Source organism: Terriglobus roseus, assembly GCF_900102185.1.
GTDB classification, from domain to species: domain Bacteria; phylum Acidobacteriota; class Terriglobia; order Terriglobales; family Acidobacteriaceae; genus Terriglobus; species Terriglobus roseus_A.
This window is the reverse complement of sequence record NZ_LT629690.1, coordinates 2,924,119-2,942,935: the sequence shown is the minus strand read 5'-3', so window position 1 is coordinate 2,942,935 and position 18,817 is coordinate 2,924,119. Positions and strand designations below refer to the sequence as shown.

Below are 18,817 nucleotides of genomic sequence, written 5' to 3'. Positions count from 1 at the left end.
AGTGCAGAAACAGGCAACACAAGACGATCTGAACCTCGTACGCGCCGCAGCAGAACGCGGTGTGTGCGAGGCCCAGCTTATCTATGGCCAGATGCTGCTGGACGGCAAGCTCGTCCCGCATAACGCCACGGCAGCACTTCATTGGTTTGAACGTGCAGCCCGTGGTGGCGATGTAATGGCCATGAACATGGTCGGTCGTTGCCTTGATCAAGGATGGGGCATCGCTCCCAGTGCCACTCTCGCTGCTCCATGGTTTCGCAAAGCAGCGGAGAAGGGCCTCGACTGGGGCATGTACAACCTGGCTACGTTGCTCACGCTTGGCAGTGGAGTGCCGGAAGACAAGGTGGAAGCGATCCACTGGTTCCGCAAAGCTGCTGCGTTAAATCACGTGAAGTCCATCAACATCCTTGGTGGCTTTTATGAAGACGGCTGGGTGGTCAAGAAAGATATGGCCATTGCTCGCGAGCACTATCTGCGTGCTGCTGAAGGTGGCGATTTCCGCGGTCAGTTCAACCACGCGCGCATGCTCATCACCGATGGCGATATCGCCGGTGCCATTCAGTGGCTCCGCAAAGTTCCTGAAACCGCAACACCCGCTTTCATCGCAAAGATGAAGCACTTTCTTTTGCAATGGCCTGTGCCTGCTCTGCATGCATTCGCCAGTACACTCCCGGAGCCGCAAAACGCATAAGCGTTTTCTGCTCCGCTGAATTGAGGTCCAAGCTGTGCTGATACAGGTTCCTGAAGTTCTCACCGCAGAACAGGTCAAGCGTTTCCGCGCCATGCTCGACTCCACCGATTGGGTCGATGGCAAAGTCACCGCCGGATATCAATCCGCGCAGGTGAAAGACAACATGCAGTTGTCCGAGACGAATCCTGTTGCGATTGAGATCGGCAAGGAGATCCTTACAGCGCTCAATCGGAATCCTGTTTTTGTATCGGCAGCATTACCGAAGAAGATCTTCCCGCCACTCTTCAATCGCTATACAGGTGGCCAGTCCTTTGGCAATCACGTAGACAACTCCGTGCGCCGCATTAACAGCACTGGCGAATACGTTCGTACCGATCTCTCCATGACGCTTTTCTTTAGCGAGCCCGATGAGTACGACGGTGGCGAGCTGGTCATTGAAGACACATACGGTAGCAAGAGCGTGAAGCTACCTGCGGGTGATGCGATCCTCTATCCCTCCACCAGCCTGCATCATGTACGTCCTGTCACGCGTGGCGCGCGCGTCTGTTCGTTCTTCTGGATGCAGAGCATGGTGCGCAGCGACGATCAGCGTTCGCTCTTGCTGAGCCTTGATGTGGCCATTCAAAAGCTCAACCGCGACGGGCCCGATCACGAGTCTGTAGTGGAACTGACAGGGGTGTATCACAACCTGCTGCGCCAGTGGGTTGAGCTGTAGTCACATCCGCATTTGTTCGCGCCGACTAGCCTCTGCGTGAACAAAGAGCGAGGAGCCGGGATGCCGCCCTCACGGCACCGGCTCCTCGCTCTTTCTGACTAGTTCGGTAGCAATACTCCGTCCACAATGTGAATCAGGCCATTCTTCTGCGGTACATCCGCAGTCAGAATCACGGCAGAGTTTCCTTTGTCGTCGGTCAGCGTGATCACGTCGTCGGCATTCTTTACGGTGATGGTTTCACCTTCAATGCTCGTCAGTGTCGCTGTGCCATGTCCTTTCTTCACCATCTTCTTCAGCTTCGCGGAAGTGATCTTTCCGGGCACCACAAGATAGCTCAGCACCTTTGTCAGGTCCGCGCTGTTCTCCGGCTTCCGCAGACCATCCGCGGTCCCTGCAGGCAGCTTCTTAAACGCATCGTCGGTCGGCGCGAATACTGTGTAGGGACCTTTGTCGTTCAGCTTCTCTTCCAGCCCGGTGCTTTTCATATCCGTAGCGAAGGTCGTCAGAACCGGCGACGCTGCAGAGTTCTCCGCAATCGAATTCTTCGCCGGCATCTGAACACCACCCACCTCCGTACTCTTTTGTCTGGCTGCGTACACACTGCAACTCATGCAGACCAGCACCACGGCCACGCCTTTGAATGTCTTCATTCCTGTCTCCGCTCTACTTCAGATGTATCTCATCGTCGTCGTGTCATCTGCTTTTAATGCGAAACTTCGTTCCAATGCGTATACCCATGCAAATGCATTCTCGTTCCGGACATTGACAATGCCCGACGCGAACTTTCAACTATAGGAGTGGACGTGAATTTACAGCGGACGACGGTGCAGCAGGAGACCCAAAAAGCACCGCATCCCTCCCATCATTTGGAGGCGCGCGACTCTGGCCTGTACCTCATTGGCCTGTTCAAGCTGGCCAAGGCCATCTTCTTTCTCGGCGTCAGCCTCGGTGCGCTGCACTTCATCCATCACGATCTGACTGACACCGTGGATCGGGTCTTCCGCGAACTGCATTTCGATCCGGAAAGCCGCGTTGTCGATTTCATCACAGACAAGGTGGCGCTCGTCACGCATCACAAGCTACGTCTCATCAGCCTGGGCAGCGTTCTTTATGCTGGGTTGTGCTGCACGGAAGCCTACGGCCTTCTGCGCCGCCGCGTCTGGGCAGAGTTCGTCACGCTATGGCTGTCGGTCTCATTCCTGCCTTGGGAGAGCTTCGAGATCTATCGCGCGCCCAGCCTCTGGCACTTCTCCATCCTGCTGGTAAACCTCGCCGTCGTGGCGTACCTGGTCTGGATGCTGCAGCGCAAGAAGCGCCGCAAGGGAACTGCTTAACCAGTCGTGCAGAGCTGAAAGCTCCCACTACCTCCCACTGAAGGGGCAAAAACAGCCCTCGGAACGCCCCAAAAGCATCCGAAACTGTTTCATTCCTGCCGATGAGCATGTCGGAAATGCACCAAAACTGGTCGTTACTATGCCAGCGAGCATCTCCACAAGTAGCTTCCGGCGTACGGAACCACCGAAATCACTACTACTGATTGTGGTGTTTTTGAAAACCCATCTACAGGTTTGATTTTCCACAAAGGCGCAAAGGAAGAGGAAAAATCCTCGAATTTCTCTCTTGTGTTTCGCCTCGGTAAGAGAGACGATGTGGGCTGTGGTGGGAAAAAGTGGATCAAAGTGTCCAATCTTTCTTCACCTAGAAGTAATTCTAGGCTTCCTGTGGACCAAAAGACAGTCTTTGGAACCACAGGCGGTACGACAGAAGGGTGAAACGAACCGATGTTCCGGGGAAATCACACAGCACGCGTGGACGAGAAGGGGCGGCTCAAGCTGCCCGCCGAGTTCAAGCGTCGTGTGGATGAGACCTACGGACCGCAGTTCTACATCACCAGCAAAGATGGCAAGCGCGCGGAAATCTACCCCATCCGCGAGTGGGAAAAGGTCGAGGAAAAGCTGGCGGCTATCCCCAGCATGAACCCGGCCCGCAAGAAATTTCTGGACGTAACGAACTATTACGGCCAGATGGCAGAGCTCGACGCCGCAGGGCGCCTTCTCCTGCCGCAGATTTTGCGTGAAAGCGCAAAAGTGACTGCGGAAGTGGTGGTCCTCGGAGCGCAGACGTACCTCGAAGTCGTGAACCACGAAGACTTCAAGGAAAAGCTGGATGCCGAGCCATTGAACGAGGACGATTTGACGGTCCTGGCAGGCTTGGGCCTGTAGAAGTTTTCGCCCCGAGTGGGCGCGCATGGAGGCGGAGAAATGAGCGATCCGCAACATGTGCCGGTTCTTTTCGAAGAAGTTTTAGACCTTCTCAATGTGCGCCGCGGTGGAACGTATGCGGATGCCACGCTGGGCCTGGCGGGCCACTCCAGCGCGATTGCGCGCAGGCTGGGGCCGCAGGGAACGCTGATCGCATTCGATCGCGACCCGCAGGCCATGGAGATTGCGAAAGCCAATCTTGAAGCGTTGCGTGAGGAGCTTGGACCGGAGATGCCGCAGCTGCGGTTGATCCCGCGGGCATTCTCATCGGCAGCGGAAGAGATTGAGCGTGCATCGCTCGATGGTTTGCTTGCAGACTTCGGCGTAAGCAGCCTTCAGCTTGATCAGGCGCACAGAGGATTCAGTTTTCGGCAGGACGCACCGCTGGATATGCGTATGGATACGCGCAGCGGTGAAACTGCCGGGCAAGTGGTAAATCAGGCGGACGAAGAAGAACTCGCCAATCTGATTTACGAATTCGGAGAGGAAAGGAGGTCGCGGAGAATCGCCAGAGCCATTGTGAGGGCGCGGCCGATACTTACTACGGCGGAATTAGCCAAAGTAATATCTGCCGCTGCCCCAGCAATGAAATCCGACAAGATTCATCCTGCGACAAGAACCTTTCAAGCTATCCGGATTCGCGTGAATGACGAACTCGGAGAGATCCGGTCGCTGCTCGAAAGCGCGCCATCTCTTCTTAAGTTCGGTGGAAGACTCGCGGTCATCAGCTTTCATTCGCTGGAAGATCGCATTGCAAAAGATGCGCTGCGTGAAGGTGCGCAGCAGGGTATTTGGAACGTAATCACTCGTAAGCCTGTGGTTGCGAGTGAAGAAGAAGAGCGACGCAATCCAAGGTCGCGCAGTGCGAAGTTACGAGTTGCTGAACGAGTCAAGCCTGAGCGTTCAGAAGTTACAAGGAAGATACCTCCGCAAGGTGGAAGTAGTCGGGGATATCGTCCTAGCAGATAAGTGGTTTGAGGAAAATGTGGATAAACCTGTGGACAATGTGAATAACTCCATCGGAAATCCACTTAGGAAGTAAGTAACACTCTTCCGCCCCTGTCGTTAGAGCAGATTTCGCTCAGGGGACAAGGACGAAAGAGTGCGCGATACAACACCGATCCGGTAAGTACAAGTTACCGAATCAGCTCTGGTAATAAGACGCCCTCCATAGCGGAAGGAAGCGGTCTTCGTCCAGAGATAAGTAAGTGGGAATCAAGCTGGATTCCTTCCCTGACTTAGGGAATCCGGAGATGGAGAGGGCAGCGATGGAAGGAACGATGACAGCACCGGGAATGGTTGCAGGCCGCGCACAGCGCGAACGCGCCGAGTCGTTTCGCGACCACAATCGCTCGGTCTTCGAACAGCAGCGCCGCGCGCGTCGCGGTCCCACGCCTGAAATCTTCTTCACCAAGCATCTGGATAACAGCCGCATTGTGAAGGCGGATGACCCAGAGCGTCGTAAGGAAATGCGCTCGTTCACCGTCGCCATGAGCGTATTGTTTCTGCTGGTCATGACGTATGTGTGGCAGCACTTCTCGTCCATTGAAGTGGGTTACAACATCGAAGCGAAGAAGGTCCAGGTAGAAAAGCTCCGCGAAGAGAACCGCCAGCTTCACCTCACCGAAGCACAGCTTTCGGATCCGGATCGCATTGACCGCATCGCGCGTCAACTTGGTCTGGATACTCCGCAGCCAGGTCAGGTCATTCGTCCGGATGGTTCGTTCTCAAACAACGCGCCGGTACTTGCAGAAGCGCAGGTATCTCCCGCGATTCTCCAGTAACTAAGAAAGCCGCACGGATTCAGGGCTTTCGCTGACATAGTTGAGGGGAGTAGTTATTGCAACTTACTCCCCTGAACCACCAAGGCCGGAAGCAACGATGAATTCCTCCTCACGCCAGCCATTGACCGCTCCCATCCGTCGCATCCGGTTCGTCTGGATGGCGATTTTTTTCATGGCTTGGACAGGTGTAATCGGATTACGTCTGGTGTGGTTGCAGGTCATCCGTCATCACGACTGGACAGAGCGTGCCGCCAAACAACAGCAGCGCACCTTTGAAGTAGCTCCGCGCCGTGGCGTTCTTTACGACCGTAATCTCCGCGAACTTGCTGTGACTGTTCTCGCACAGTCGGTATATGCGGTGCCGAGCGAACTCGGTGATAATCGTGCGAACGTCGCGGAACTGGTCTCCGGAATCGTTCATGTCGATCCGACGGATACGTTTACATCGCGGCCTGCGATCCTCGCGCGGCTCAATGCCTCACGTAACTTTGCGTGGATAGCGCGTAAGCTCTCGCCGGAGCAGGAGCAGCGCATTCGCGAACTCAACCTGAAGGGCGTCTATTTCCAGAAGGAATTCAAGCGCTTCTATCCCAACACCGATCTAGCCGCGCAGACATTGGGTTACGTAGGCATTGACGACATCGGTCTCGGCGGCATGGAGCGTGAGTTCGAGGATGATCTGCACGGCACACCCGGCCACGTACTCACCGCGGTCGACGCGAAGCGCCACGCACTGACCAGCGACGAGCGTGAGCCTCTGCCCGGTCAGAACCTTGTGCTCTCCATCGACACCAACATCCAGTACATCGCCGAACGCGCGCTGGATGCGCAGATGGAAAAGATGAAGGCCGCCCACGGCACCGTCGTGGTGCAGGATCCACACACCGGCCAGATTCTAGCACTTGCTATCTCGCCGCGTTACAACCCGAACGATCTGAAGCACCAGGATCCAGCGATCCTCAAGAACCTCGCTGTAAGCGACGTCTACGAACCGGGCTCCACCTTCAAGCTCGTAACCTATGCCGCTGCATTGGACGGAGCAGGTGTACAGCCCACAGATATCGTCGATTGCCAAGGCGGCGCGATGACCATGTTCGGACGTACGCTGCACGATGATAAGTCAGACCACTTCGGCCGCGTCACGGTCCAGTTTGCGCTAGAGCATTCAAGCGACGTAGGTGCCGCAAAGATGGCGCTGAAGCTCGGCAATCAAAAGTTCTATGACTATATTCGCGGCTTCGGCTTCGGTGATCGTAGCGGTGTAGAACTACCGAGCGAAACGCGTGGACTTCTCCGCGCTCCTCGTAAGTGGGAAGCCACCAGCATCCTCTCCATCGCCATCGGCCATGAAGTCGCTGTGACCCCCATTCAGCTTGTGACGATGGTCTCGTCCATCGCCAATGGTGGAACCTACCTTCCGCCGCACATCCTGCTGAATGAAACAGAACACGCCAAAGGCGACGGCCAGCTTCAACCCGCCGCATATCATCCTTCCAGCGCTATTCCAGAGAAGATGCCGGATGGTGCACACCGTGTCGTGACGGAGCTCACTGCGGCAAAGATGCGGATGATGATGCACGGCACCATCACGGAAGGCACCGGCTCAGAAGCTGCTCTGAACGGATACAGCGCCGGCGGCAAGACCGGTACCGCACAGAAGATTGATCCAGTTACACACACCTATTCGCATTCCAGAACCGTCGCTAGCTTTGCTGGTTTTGCGCCTGTAAACAACCCTGCCATCTCAGTCGCGGTAGTCATTGACGACCCACAGGTAGGCACGCGTTACGGTGGTACCACCAGCGCTCCTGTGTTCGCAGAAGTAGCGCAGCAGGTGCTGGAATACCTCGGTGTTCCGCACGATCAGCCGCTGAAGCCCGCGAAGAAAGACGCATCTGCACCGAAGATGGAACTCGCGTCGACGGAAACCCCGAACGAAGATCCTGGCGATCTGAATGCGCTGTACGAAGAGCTGAATACTCTGCCCGCCGATGATCCGCTAAAGCAGAAGAATGATGCAGCAGTTGCGACGGCGACGGCGAAAGCAGCACCGATGCAAGCCTCCACGTCAGAGAAGAAAGGCGTCTTCGCTGCACTGCCTGACAAGATCATGAAGGCCTTCCGCGAACACGGCGGCTCGTCTCTCATGACTGACGAAGCGGACAACAAGCCTTTGCCAAAGGCCGCCCCGCAACCGCAAAGCGCCTCGCGCCCAGATGGCGCAGTCGTAGTGGATGCCAGTGCAAAGGTTGCAGTGCCTGTGCTGGATGGCGGCCTCCGCACTGTGATTCAGAAGGCATCTGCTGCAGGCTTGCGTGTGCAACCTGTCGGCAGCGGCCTCGCGCGTGAACAGGTTCCCGCCGCAGGCACCATGGTGCCCATCGGCACAGAAGTTGTGGTGCGGTTCACTCGATGAGTACAGCGCACTGGTCGCTCATCGTTCTCGGTGGAGCAGGCATGGGCATTCTCGTTGGCACGCTGGGCACCAGTGGCGCCATCACCATTCCAGTGCTCGTCTATCTCTTCGGACTGACACAGGTCCGCGCACAAGGAACATCGCTGTTCATTGCAGCATTGCCCATCTGGATTGCTCCGCTGCTGCCCTATGCTCGCGCGGGAAATGTGGATTGGCGATTCGGTTTACTCATCGCTGCCGGTATTGGCATCGGCGGATACTTCGGCGGCCAGATCGCACAGACTATGTCCACGTTTGCACTGCGCCGTTGCTTTGCGGTCGCACTCGCCGCGGTCGCCATCCGCATGTTCTTTCAGCGGTAAAATCGGCCCAGCATGCAATGGTCTGAAGTCATTTACGGACTCCCAACGCTTACTCTCGGCGACACGGAACATGCGGACATCCACGCAGTTACGTATGACTCGCGTGAAGTTCGCCCCGGCACTCTCTTTGTCGCCATGCGTGGCGAATCCACAGACGGCAATCGCTACGTGCGTGCCGCCTTGGACGCAGGCGCATCTGCCGTCGTCACGGACTCACGCGAGAGCTTTGCCTTCGCTGACGCGCGTCATGTGCCAGCAGCACTGATCGAACATGGCCGTCAGGCGCTCGCCATTGTCAGCGCCAACTTCTATCAGCACCCCGAGCGTACGCTCAAACTCACCGGCATCACGGGAACCAACGGCAAGACAACCACTGCATTTCTGGTCGAAGGGCTGCTGCGCAGCGCTGGAAGAAACTCCGCATTGCTTGGCACCATCGAAACGCATGTTGTCGATGAAGTCCGTCCCAGCCCCCACACCACACCCGAGAGTCGCGACGTGCTCGCCATCTTTGCAGACGCCGTAACTGCAGGCGCAACAGAAGCCGTAATGGAGATGAGTTCCCACGCACTCGCGCAGGAACGAGTCTTTGGCATTCCCGTTGACGTGGCCATCTTCACGAACCTCACACAGGATCACCTCGACTTCCACGGCACCATGGACGCCTATGCGCAAGCGAAGGCTCGGCTATTTCAGGGAGTCGGCGCACCCGCACCACGCATTGCTGTCGTCAACGCCGACGATTCTTACGCCGCTACGATGCAGCAAGCCGCGTCAAAGAGCGAAACTGTATGGACGTACGGTATCGATGCAGCGGCAGATTTTCAGGCAACAGGTGTAGTGCTTCGCGCAGGTGAAACCAGCTTCGCGCTTTCCACACCTTTCGGTAGTGCAGAAGTCGTTTCGCAACTCACCGGTCGCGTCAATGTCTACAACCTCCTTGCCGCCATAGCCGCAGCCGTAGGACGAGGCGTCAAACTCGAAGATGCGATTGAATTCGCTGCCACGTTGAAACCCGTTCCCGGCCGCTTTGAAACAGTAGCCAACACACTCGGCTTCAGCGTCGTCGTCGATTACGCACACACTGACGATGCGTTACGCAACCTCATCACGCTGGCGCGTGAACTCGCAGGCAACGCGCGCGTGATTACTCTCTTCGGATGCGGTGGTGATCGAGATAGAACCAAGCGTCCAAAGATGGGCCGTGCGGCAGGTGAGGGAAGCGATGTCGTCATCATCACCAGCGACAATCCACGCAGCGAAGATCCGGCCGTCATAGCGCACGAAGCTCTCGCGGGAGTCGAAGCAAGCGGTAACAAAAATGTCCGTATAGTACTCGACCGCGCAGAAGCCATCACACTAGCAGTTAACGAAGCGCAGCCGGGCGACATCGTACTGATCGCAGGCAAAGGCCACGAAAAAACGCAGACCGCAAAGGGAGTGTCACTGCCCTTTGATGATGTTGCCGTGGCCGCCGCCGCACTGCGCAAAAGGGAAGCACAAGCATGACATTGACACTGGGCCAGGTGGCCGACTGGATTCACGCAGAAGGCGACTTCGATCTGCGAACACAGGTCTACGGATACTCCATCGACTCCCGCACCGTGGGCGCTGGAGAACTCTTCTTCGCTGTGCAAGGCGAACGCTTCGACGGACACGACTTCGTCGCTACCGCATTGAAAAACGGTGCCGCAGCTGCGGTAGTTAGCACGCGTTGGGTTATCCCATCCGAAGTCGACAATACCAAGCTGTTACGTGTCCCTGAGAGCGAAGACTGCGTATTGAAAGCGCTGCAAGGACTAGCACGCGCGGTACGTCGCCATTGGGGAAAGCGAGTCATCGGCATCACCGGATCGGCAGGCAAGACCACTACCAAGGAATGCGTGGCCGCCGTGCTGTCCGCAAGGTTCCGCGTGCTCAAATCCGCGGGGAATCTGAATAACGGCTTCGGTGTACCGCTGCAACTACTGAAGCTTGAACCGGAACACGAAGTCGCCGTGATTGAAATGGGCATGAATCACGCGGGTGAAATCGCTGCGTTGGCAAAGATTGCGGAACCGAACTGGGCCGTCGTCAGCAACGTCGCACCTGTTCATCTGGAGCATTTCGCAGACGGCATCGCTGGTATCGCAAACGCAAAGTACGAGCTTGTGCAGTCACTTCCAAAAGACGGCATCGCATTTCTGAACGCAGACGATCCATACGTCTCCACCTTCGGTCGTGACCGCGATGGTTACGCGCGCTACTTCGGACTGCAAACCGCATCCGCAAACGTACGCGCCATCAGCATGCGAAGCGAAGGTGCCAACGGTATGAGCTTCACCGTACAGGCAGGCAAAGAATCCCAACCCGCACACATTGCGCTGCTCGGCGAGCACAACGTCTACAACGCTCTCGCAGGTATATCGGTTGGCCTGGAAAGCGGCATGCAGCTTAGTGAATGCATCACTGCGATGCAGCAACTGCATCCCGCTGACAAGCGTGGCGAACAGATTCTCTTCCGTGGCGTGCGCATCATCAATGACTCTTACAACAGCAACCCACGTGCACTCAACGCTATGGTCGATGCACTCATGGCCATCGACGCCACCCGCCACATCGTCATCGCAGGAGAGATGTTGGAACTTGGCCCCGAAGCAGGAACCCTGCATGCACAATCCGGTGAATACATGAAGACACGCGGTGTGGATGTGGTCATCGGTGTTCGCGGCCACGGAGCGGAACTTGTTCGTGGCGCAGGCGATATCGCGCTCTTTGTTGACACGCCGGAAAGAGCGGGCCAGTGGATGCTGGAAAATCTTCGCGAAGGCGACGCGGTTTTGTTGAAGGCATCGCGAGGCGTCCAGCTGGAACGCGCACTGACAGCCCTCGGCATCCAGACAACCGGGCATTAATTTTTGTAACTGCTGTGGAACACCAGCATGTTTCCGCAGGCCATCCACGCGTAAGCTGAAGGCGTACTTTTCGCGCACACCCATCGGAGGGGAACGTTGCTCTACTGGCTGCTTTATCAGAAGATGTACCCTATTTTCAGGGTCTTCCGCATCTTCCGCTACCTCACCTTCCGCTGTGTTTTCGCCAGCCTCACAGCGCTTGCCATCGGCATGCTCATCGGCCCGTTTGTAATCCGGCGCTTGCGCGAATTTCAGATCGGTCAATACATCCGCGACGAAGGCCCGGAGAGCCATAAGAAGAAGACTGGCACACCCACCATGGGCGGCGTGCTCATCTGCATCTCCATCCTTGTGCCCACGCTTCTCTGGAGCGACCTCTCCAACCCGTTAGTTTGGATAACAATTCTTTCCACCACGGCCTTCGGCGCCATTGGCTTTGCCGACGATTACATCAAGGTCGTCCACAAGCGAAATCTCGGACTCACCAGTCGTCAGAAACTGCTTCTGCAATTCATCGCAAGCTTTGGCGTTGCTGCATCGCTTGTCTTTCTGCAAACGCGCGGCCTGTACTCCACGCGCCTGGTCGTGCCCTTCCTCAAGCACTTCCGGCCAGACCTCATCATCGGCAGCATTCAGCATATCCACGGTTTGTACTGGTTTAGCTTCGTGTTCTTTGTTGCGTTCGTGATGCTGGTCATTACCTTCAGTTCGAACGCGGTCAATCTCACCGACGGTCTGGACGGCCTCGCCATTGGCTGCACCATCATTGCTGCTGCAGCGCTCACGGTATTGACCTACGTCAGTGGTCACATGGTCTTCAGCGACTACCTCGAACTGCAGCGCATGCCGCTCGCGGGTGAACTCACCATCTTCTGCGGCGCCATGGTTGGCGCTTCCATCGGCTTCCTCTGGTACAACGCACATCCAGCAGAAGTCTTCATGGGCGACGTCGGTTCGCTCGCACTCGGCGGTGCCATCTCCACCGTTGCTGTACTCATCAAGCAGGAGTTGCTGCTGCCGTTCATCGGTGGTGTCTTCATCCTCGAAGCAGTCAGCGTCATGCTGCAGGTCGGCAGTTACAAACTGCGTGGCGGCAAGCGCATCTTCAAAATGGCACCACTGCATCACCACTTTGAACTCAGCGGATGGAGCGAAAGCAAAGTCATCACCCGCTTCTGGATCATGGCGCTCATCTTCGCGCTGTTCGCACTTACGACGCTCAAGCTGAGATGAAGACTGCTAACTCCTGTGGCATGGCGTCTGTATTGCTTGGAATTCTCTGTTTCGCCGCGTGGCATTTCAATTGGCGAGCGGATTCTTGGTTTGTAGCAGTCTTTGCAGTGGGACTTTTACTTTCCGCTTTTGCTGGCGTACGAGGATCTCGTTTCTGGTTTGGGCTGACCGCTATTCTTTCCATCTCTGCAATTCGGTTTCTTTGGATGTTGGGCGCGTGAAATGAAAAGGCGGTAAGCTAACAATCCATGGATTTCAAAGGCAAACGCGTTCTCGTCGTTGGACTCGGCAAAAGCGGTGTCTCCGCCGCGCTGTATCTGCGCAAACTCGGCGCACGCGTCACTGTCAGCGACAGTCGCCCCGGCGAAGCCCTTGCCAAAGAAATCCCCGCATTACTTGACGCAGGTGTGATGGTAGAAAGCGGTGGCCACGGGGTGCTCACCTTCCGCCGCCAGGACCTCATCGTCCTCTCGCCCGGCGTGCCACTGTCCACGCCTGAAGTCCAACAGTCGCAGCGTTTCGGTGTACCGATCATTGGTGAAGTCGAACTCGCATCCCTCGCGCTGCAAGGTAAGATCATCGCCATCACCGGCTCCAACGGCAAGACCACCACGACTTCACTCGTCGGACACATTTTGCTACACGCCAATTACGAGACAAAGATTGGCGGCAACATCGGTTTGCCCGTCGTGGAGATGGTGGAAGGCTCAACCGAAAAAACATGGAGCGTTCTCGAAGTATCGAGCTTCCAGCTTGAAACCATCGAGACCTTCCGACCGCATATTGCAGCCGTGCTGAACATCACGCCGGACCATCTCGATCGTCACGGATCATTCGAAAATTACGCCGCAGCAAAAGCACGCATTACGGAAAACCAAACGCCGGAAGACTTCTTGGTCCTGAACGCGGAAGACAAACCCACGCAGATGGTTGCCGCGAAAACGAAGGCACAGATCTTCTGGTTCAGTGGCGTTCGCCGCGTGAAGCAAGGCGCATTCGCACACAATGACGGTATCTACTTCATTACAAAAGAGGGCGGCACACCAGAACCCATCATGCCGCTCGCTGAGATACCTCTACGCGGCGCGCACAACGTCGAGAACGTCCTGGCTGCCATTGCCATGGCAAAACTCGCGGGCATTGCGACAGACGAAATCCGCGAAGCCGTCGCCTCCTTCACCGCAGTCGATCATCGCCTGCAATTCGTGGCAAAGAAGCGTGGCGTGGAGTATTACAACGACTCAAAAGCCACCAACGTCGACGCCACCATCAAGGCGCTTGAGTCCTTCCCCTCCGGCATCCGAATCATCCTCGGCGGCAAAGACAAAGCATCGGACTACACGCAACTCCTCCCACTGCTAAAAGAGCGCACCGTGGCCGTGTACACCATCGGCATGGCAGCAGACATCATCGCAAAGCAGATTGGCGATCAGGTGAAGCTCACCCCTGCCGGAACGCTGTCTGAGGCAGTACGTCTCGCGTCAGAATCCGCGCAACCGGGAGAAACCGTGCTCCTCGCCCCAGCGTGCGCCAGCTTCGACCAGTTCACCAGTTACGAACATCGCGGACGCGTGTTCGTAGAGTTAGTCCAGAACTTACCCGAGTAACCTACACCAGCCGAACCAAGTTAGATACTCTGCCTCATCGGCGTTGCAGAAATTCTCACGCAAAGAAACTAAGCTTCGAGATATGGCGAAGCGTGTCGGCGCGGACAAATGGTTGTTTGGCACAGTGCTGGCACTGGTGCTCTTCGGCCTCGTGATGATCTTTTCTACCTCGGCCATCCTGGCCAAGGCACAGTTCGGTTCGCCGTATCACTTTGTTATTAGTCAGCTGATATTTGCTGTCCTCGGCATCATTGCGCTCTTCGTCCTCATGCGCGTGGACTACCGCAAATACAACAACCCCAAAGTTGTCTTCCCGGCCATTGCAATTACAGCGTTGTTGCTGCTTGGTGTCTTCTTCATGGGTGGTATGAATGGCGCACACCGCTGGATTCGCGTGGGTGGCCTCACGCTGCAGCCCTCGGAATTAGCCAAACCGCTCATCGTCCTCTTCCTCGCGTACTTCCTGCAAAGCCGCATCCATCAGATGGACGACATCAAGGGCACGCTCATTCGCGCTGCTGCCGTGCCGGTCCTCTTCATCCTGCTCATCGTCAAAGAGCCTGACCTTGGCACCGCATTGGTATGCGCAGGCGTGACAGGATTGATGCTCGCGCTCGCTGGCATCCGTCTTCGTTGGATCGGCATTGCTGCTCTCGTCGCCATGCCGCCCCTGTATTACATGCTCTTTCACGTGGCCTTCCGCCGCGCCCGCATGCTCGCTTTCATGAATCCCGAGGCTGACCCGCGCGGCGCAGGCTTCCACATCCTGCAGTCACTCATCGCAGTTGGCTCTGGCGGCTTCTTCGGTAAGGGACTCACGGAGGGCATGCAGAAGCTCTTCTATCTCCCCGAGCCACAGACTGACTTCATCTACGCAACGGTCTGCGAAGAGCTAGGCCTTATCGGCGCATTGTGTGTGCTGGCAGCATTCGCATTCCTTGGCTATCGCGGCCTACGTGCAGCGTACCTCTCCACCGATCCCTTCGCACGCTTCCTCGCGTTCGGTATGACGTCGGCCATTCTCATCCAGGCCTTCTTCAACATGAGCGTGGTCATCGCGTTGCTGCCCACCAAAGGCATCCCGCTGCCGTTCATCTCCAGCGGTGGAACCAGCGTCTTCATCACGCTGGCCAGCATGGGCGTGTTGCTCAACATCACACGCGAGATTGACTGACGTGGCTTTGAATAACAACCTGCGTGTTCTCATCGCAGGCGGCGGCACCGGCGGTCATGTCATTCCCGCGCTTGCCATCGCTCGCGAACTGCGTGATCATCACGCCGCAGAGGTCCGTCTCCTTGGAACACCACGCGGCATCGAAACAAATCTCGTTCCAGAAGCAGGTTTTCCGCTGGAGCTGATGCAGGTGGGCCAACTCGCAAACGTCTCGTTATGGACGCGCGTGAAAACACTTGCTGATCTCCCGCTAGGCATTCTTCATTGCATGCGTCTGCTCCGCAGCTTTCATCCGCAAGTTGTGGTTGGAGTTGGTGGCTACGCCAGCGGCCCCGCGATGATCGCGGCCACACTCTTGCGCATTCCGACACTCGCGTACGAGCCCAACGCCGTACCCGGCATGGTGAATCGAGTCCTTGGAAAACGAGTCAGCGCCGCAGCCGTTGCATTTGAAGAAACCAAAACTTACTTCCGCAACGCCGAAGTCACCGGCGTCCCTGTTCGTACAGAAATCTTTCGCATTGGCCCATTGATTACTCAGCCACCGCGTCTACTCATCACCGCAGGTAGCAACGGCGCGAAGGTTTTCAATGAAACATTGCCTCTGATCGCGGCTGATCTGCTCGCAACGATTCCCAATCTCACCATCGTCCACCAGACAGGCGAGCGTGCATTCGCCGCAACAGAAACGGCTTATCGCAACGCCGGTATCTCCACGGAGCGAGTAACCGTACTGTCATTCCTAAAGGACATGCCGCAGCAGCTAGAACAGGCCACGCTGGTACTCGCACGGTCCGGCAGCACCGTCGCAGAACTCGCCGCGGCAGGCCGTCCTGCGTTACTCGTCCCATTCCCTCAGGCAGCAGATGATCATCAGACAAAGAACGCGCTCGCCATGGTGCGCGTCGGCGCAGCAGAGATGCTGCCGCAGGCAGAATTAACGCCGGACACACTGAGCACGCGTCTCACCACTCTGCTCACGGCACCACAACATCTGCAGCAGATGTCCGCAGCAGCCAGATCGGCAGCCAGACCGAATGCCCTGCAGAACATTGGCAACCGCATCGCCTCTCTCGCGCGTTAACTAAACAGCAAAGAAGAAAGGCCCGGCATTGAGCCGGGCCTTGATCCCTCTGGGGGAGGGAAGTTGATTCTTACCGGTGACCGCCGCCACCGCCACGGGAACCTCCGCCCCCGCCGCCGTGGAATCCACCACCACCACCGCCACCGCTGAAGCCACCACCACCGTGGAAGCCTCCGCCAGACGGAGCAGAGAAGCTACGACCGCCGCCACCGAAGTTGCCGCCACCCGAAGGTGCCGAGAAGCTGTGTGCTCCACCGCCGAAGTTACCGCCCGGTTGTGAGAAACTCCGTGCGCCGCCGTTAAAGTTGCCACCCGGCTGCGAGAAGCTGCGGGTTTGTCCGCCAAAGTTCTGGCCACCGCGGTTGAAATTGCCGCCGGGTTGACCGGCAAAGCCATTGCCACGGTTAAACGATCCGCCAGGCTGTCCGCCACGGTTGAAGTTGCCACCGTTTGTGCCGCTACGGAATCCGTTCGATCCGTTGAAGCCGCCGCGTCCGCCATTAAAGCTTGCACTGCGGAAGTTAGCCGGAGGATGCGAGTTGAACGCCGGTCCACCGCCGCGGATATTGCCATGGAAGCCGCCGTAGCTGCCGTTGTACCAACGTCCACCAAAGCCCGGTCCAAAGCGGCAGTAGGTGCGGTTGTACCAGAAGCGTCCACCGTTCCAGTAGCCACCGTAGAAGCCAACGCCGAAGTAGCCCCAGCCGTAGTTCACACCACCGTAGTAGCCAATGGTCGGACCCCAATAGCCGGCATTCCACAGCCATCCGCCGCCGTAGCCAGGACCCCACCAACCGGGCGTCCACAGGGCGCCAGTGTATGGAGGCATGACCCATGTACCGGCAACCCAGTAGTAGTCATTCGCACCGCCATCCCAGGCCCAGTAGCCAGGGGTCCAGATATAGCCGTCGCCAGGGGCTGGCGGCTGGTCATATTCGGGAATCGCCGGGGGAGCACCAAAGCTGGCCGCAACCGCCACCTGTGCCTCTGCGTTGTTGGGCATCATCAACGCGACCACGGGTGCAACAGACAGGGCAGCAATCGCTCCAATTTTTCCAAACTTCGTCATTTCCATCACCATGCCGGATCTCCTTCGCCTGTCCGTCCCCTTGCGGCGGGGTTCGATCGAAGCCCGGTCTGTCTTCCGGGAAAAACCCGGAATTAACGTCACTTGTTAGAACACAGAAATTCAGTTCAGGTTGCGGTCGAAAGAATGCGCGATAGCAAGGCGCCCAAAAACAAAACTGGCAGCCCGGCGTGGGCTGCCAGCTTCAGGCACAAACATCTTAGAATCTGCCAAATCCGCGCATTCCGGAAGGCGCATTGTGATTGCCCTGAGGAGCGCTGAAGTTCGGGCGATCCCCACCACCAAACCGATTACCGCCCTGCGGAGCCTGTGCACCACCGCCGCGGAAATCGTTCGGCTGCGTGTTCTGGACCGGACGATCGAAGTTCCGAGGCGCAGGGGTGTTCTGTTGAACGTTGTTTCCTCGTCCACCATCCGTCGGGAAATCCCGGCGAGGAGGATTCGGCGCATTCACCTGCCCCTGGGGAAACGCATGCTGGGGAGGATTCGGCGTGTTCACCTGCGGAGGCCGATTCTGGTTGTCGTTACCACCGGACCAGCGCATGCCATTGTTGCCTCCATTGGGCACAGGCTGCTGCCCGTTGCCAACAAACCCGTTTCCACGGCTATCGTTTCCGCGTCCATCATTGCCACGCCCATCGTTTCCATGGAAGTCCTGTGGATTCTGTCCACGGAAACCGTTATTTGACGGACCAGAAGCCGCTCCGCGATCAAATCCACGGGCGCGCTGCGTCATGGTCGGTCCAAAGCGACGATCCTGTATTGCCCGTTGCTCATCGCGGTTAGGTTGCATACGCAGTCCGCCGGGGCCACCGTTGAAAGACACGCGAGCACCGCCACGGTTCCAGTCACCGCCCACAGGACGCACAAACGTGTTGTGAACAAACCGCATATCCACGCGGTTTACGGCCGTGTTGTAGAAGAAGCGGTTGCCGTTCCAGTAGCCGCCCTCATAGCCGGTGCCGAAATAGCCAAAGCCATAGTTCACGCCGCCATAAAAGCCCACCTCCGGGCCCCAATATCCGGCGTTCCACATGTAGCCGCCATTGCCGTAAGCCCAATATCCGGGCGTCCATAGCAGGCCGGTTTCTGGCGCCATCACCCATTCGCCATCCACCCAGTAGTAGTCCTGCACCTGGTCATCCCATGCCCAGTAGCCGGGCGTCCAGATATAGCCGTCGCCAGGAGCCATTGGCTGTTCCATCACCGGCAACGGAGGAGGTGCTGTCCGTGCCACGCCAACATTCACTGCAATGCCCCACTGCGCGTGCAGCATGGGCGCTGCCATCAGGCTGGCTGCGGCGATGGCAAGAGTTGTCACGGAGGTCCGAACTGAGGTGGGAACGTACATGGTGCTGCTCCTTCCGCCATGCCGCCCCGCGCTTCGCGGGTGAGGCTGGCTTACATTCACTCAAACGCAGTTTTGCGACAAAAGTTGCGCATCCCGGCACCGCATCGCCCTGAAAATAAACGTTTCGCGTGGAAATGCTCCGCAGGGCGGCGTTCACA

General features: G+C 57.3%; 17 protein-coding genes. 14 read left to right on the top strand and 3 right to left on the bottom strand.

Annotated features, from left to right (window positions below):
* The first annotated feature begins 1 nt into the window (after nucleotide 1).
* The gene (locus BLT38_RS12255; RefSeq protein WP_231966453.1) at nucleotides 2–691 is read left to right on the top strand and encodes a tetratricopeptide repeat protein; all 690 of its coding nucleotides are present in this window, start codon (nucleotides 2–4) and stop codon (nucleotides 689–691) included.
* A gap of 34 nt (nucleotides 692–725) precedes the next feature.
* Nucleotides 726–1,406, top strand: coding sequence for a Fe2+-dependent dioxygenase (locus tag BLT38_RS12250; RefSeq protein ID WP_083345434.1), 681 nt, complete (start codon nucleotides 726–728; stop codon nucleotides 1,404–1,406).
* 98 nt (nucleotides 1,407–1,504) lie between these two features.
* On the opposite strand, the gene BLT38_RS12245 is transcribed toward BLT38_RS12250, so the two are convergent.
* The gene (locus tag BLT38_RS12245; RefSeq protein WP_083345433.1) at nucleotides 1,505–2,056 is read right to left on the bottom strand and encodes a fasciclin domain-containing protein; all 552 of its coding nucleotides are present in this window, start codon (nucleotides 2,054–2,056) and stop codon (nucleotides 1,505–1,507) included.
* 153 nt (nucleotides 2,057–2,209) lie between these two features.
* Here BLT38_RS12245 and BLT38_RS12240 point away from each other — a divergent pair, with 153 nt between their 5' ends.
* The 12 genes from BLT38_RS12240 to murG all read left to right on the top strand — a co-directional run bounded on the left by BLT38_RS12240 (nucleotide 2,210) and on the right by murG (nucleotide 16,221).
* Nucleotides 2,210–2,740: a DUF2127 domain-containing protein gene (locus BLT38_RS12240; RefSeq protein ID WP_231966451.1), complete on the top strand. Its 531-nt coding sequence runs from the start codon at nucleotides 2,210–2,212 to the stop codon at nucleotides 2,738–2,740.
* 447 nt (nucleotides 2,741–3,187) lie between these two features.
* Nucleotides 3,188–3,628, top strand: coding sequence for a division/cell wall cluster transcriptional repressor MraZ (locus BLT38_RS12235; RefSeq protein WP_083345431.1), 441 nt, complete (start codon nucleotides 3,188–3,190; stop codon nucleotides 3,626–3,628).
* 39 nt (nucleotides 3,629–3,667) lie between these two features.
* Entirely contained in the window at nucleotides 3,668–4,636 is a 969-nt protein-coding gene (gene rsmH / locus BLT38_RS12230; protein WP_083345430.1) for a 16S rRNA (cytosine(1402)-N(4))-methyltransferase RsmH, read from the top strand.
* A gap of 299 nt (nucleotides 4,637–4,935) precedes the next feature.
* Nucleotides 4,936–5,451 carry a septum formation initiator family protein gene (locus BLT38_RS12225; RefSeq protein ID WP_083345429.1) on the top strand — a complete coding sequence of 172 codons (516 nt, stop codon included), beginning with the start codon at nucleotides 4,936–4,938 and terminating at the stop codon, nucleotides 5,449–5,451.
* Nucleotides 5,452–5,548: 97 nt separating this feature from the next.
* Complete coding sequence (locus BLT38_RS12220; protein WP_083345428.1) at nucleotides 5,549–7,867, top strand: penicillin-binding transpeptidase domain-containing protein; 2,319 nt, start codon at nucleotides 5,549–5,551, stop codon at nucleotides 7,865–7,867.
* Nucleotides 7,864–8,229: a sulfite exporter TauE/SafE family protein gene (locus BLT38_RS12215; RefSeq protein ID WP_083345427.1), complete on the top strand. Its 366-nt coding sequence runs from the start codon at nucleotides 7,864–7,866 to the stop codon at nucleotides 8,227–8,229. Before BLT38_RS12220 ends, BLT38_RS12215 begins: the two co-directional genes overlap by 4 nt.
* Before the next feature lie 12 nt (nucleotides 8,230–8,241).
* The gene (locus BLT38_RS12210; protein WP_083345426.1) at nucleotides 8,242–9,738 is read left to right on the top strand and encodes a UDP-N-acetylmuramoyl-L-alanyl-D-glutamate--2,6-diaminopimelate ligase; all 1,497 of its coding nucleotides are present in this window, start codon (nucleotides 8,242–8,244) and stop codon (nucleotides 9,736–9,738) included.
* Nucleotides 9,735–11,123: a UDP-N-acetylmuramoyl-tripeptide--D-alanyl-D-alanine ligase gene (locus BLT38_RS12205; protein WP_083345425.1), complete on the top strand. Its 1,389-nt coding sequence runs from the start codon at nucleotides 9,735–9,737 to the stop codon at nucleotides 11,121–11,123. The genes BLT38_RS12210 and BLT38_RS12205 overlap by 4 nt, the downstream gene beginning before the upstream one ends.
* A gap of 123 nt (nucleotides 11,124–11,246) precedes the next feature.
* Nucleotides 11,247–12,356 (top strand): phospho-N-acetylmuramoyl-pentapeptide-transferase, encoded by a 1,110-nt coding sequence (gene mraY, locus BLT38_RS12200; protein ID WP_419865775.1) that lies wholly within the window; start codon nucleotides 11,247–11,249, stop codon nucleotides 12,354–12,356.
* Nucleotides 12,357–12,604: 248 nt separating this feature from the next.
* A complete protein-coding gene (murD, locus tag BLT38_RS12195; RefSeq protein WP_083345423.1) occupies nucleotides 12,605–13,963 on the top strand; it encodes a UDP-N-acetylmuramoyl-L-alanine--D-glutamate ligase in 1,359 nt (452 codons plus the stop codon).
* Nucleotides 13,964–14,045: 82 nt separating this feature from the next.
* Nucleotides 14,046–15,137 (top strand): putative lipid II flippase FtsW, encoded by a 1,092-nt coding sequence (ftsW, locus tag BLT38_RS12190; RefSeq protein WP_083345422.1) that lies wholly within the window; start codon nucleotides 14,046–14,048, stop codon nucleotides 15,135–15,137.
* A 1-nt stretch (nucleotide 15,138) separates the two neighbouring features.
* Complete coding sequence (gene murG, locus BLT38_RS12185; RefSeq protein WP_331711377.1) at nucleotides 15,139–16,221, top strand: undecaprenyldiphospho-muramoylpentapeptide beta-N-acetylglucosaminyltransferase; 1,083 nt, start codon at nucleotides 15,139–15,141, stop codon at nucleotides 16,219–16,221.
* A 70-nt stretch (nucleotides 16,222–16,291) separates the two neighbouring features.
* Here the strand turns inward: murG and BLT38_RS12180 are convergent, their stop codons facing one another.
* Complete coding sequence (locus BLT38_RS12180; protein ID WP_083345421.1) at nucleotides 16,292–17,302, bottom strand: YXWGXW repeat-containing protein; 1,011 nt, start codon at nucleotides 17,300–17,302, stop codon at nucleotides 16,292–16,294.
* A gap of 205 nt (nucleotides 17,303–17,507) precedes the next feature.
* Nucleotides 17,508–18,659 (bottom strand): YXWGXW repeat-containing protein, encoded by a 1,152-nt coding sequence (locus BLT38_RS12175; RefSeq protein ID WP_083345420.1) that lies wholly within the window; start codon nucleotides 18,657–18,659, stop codon nucleotides 17,508–17,510.
* Nucleotides 18,660–18,817 lie beyond the last annotated feature (158 nt).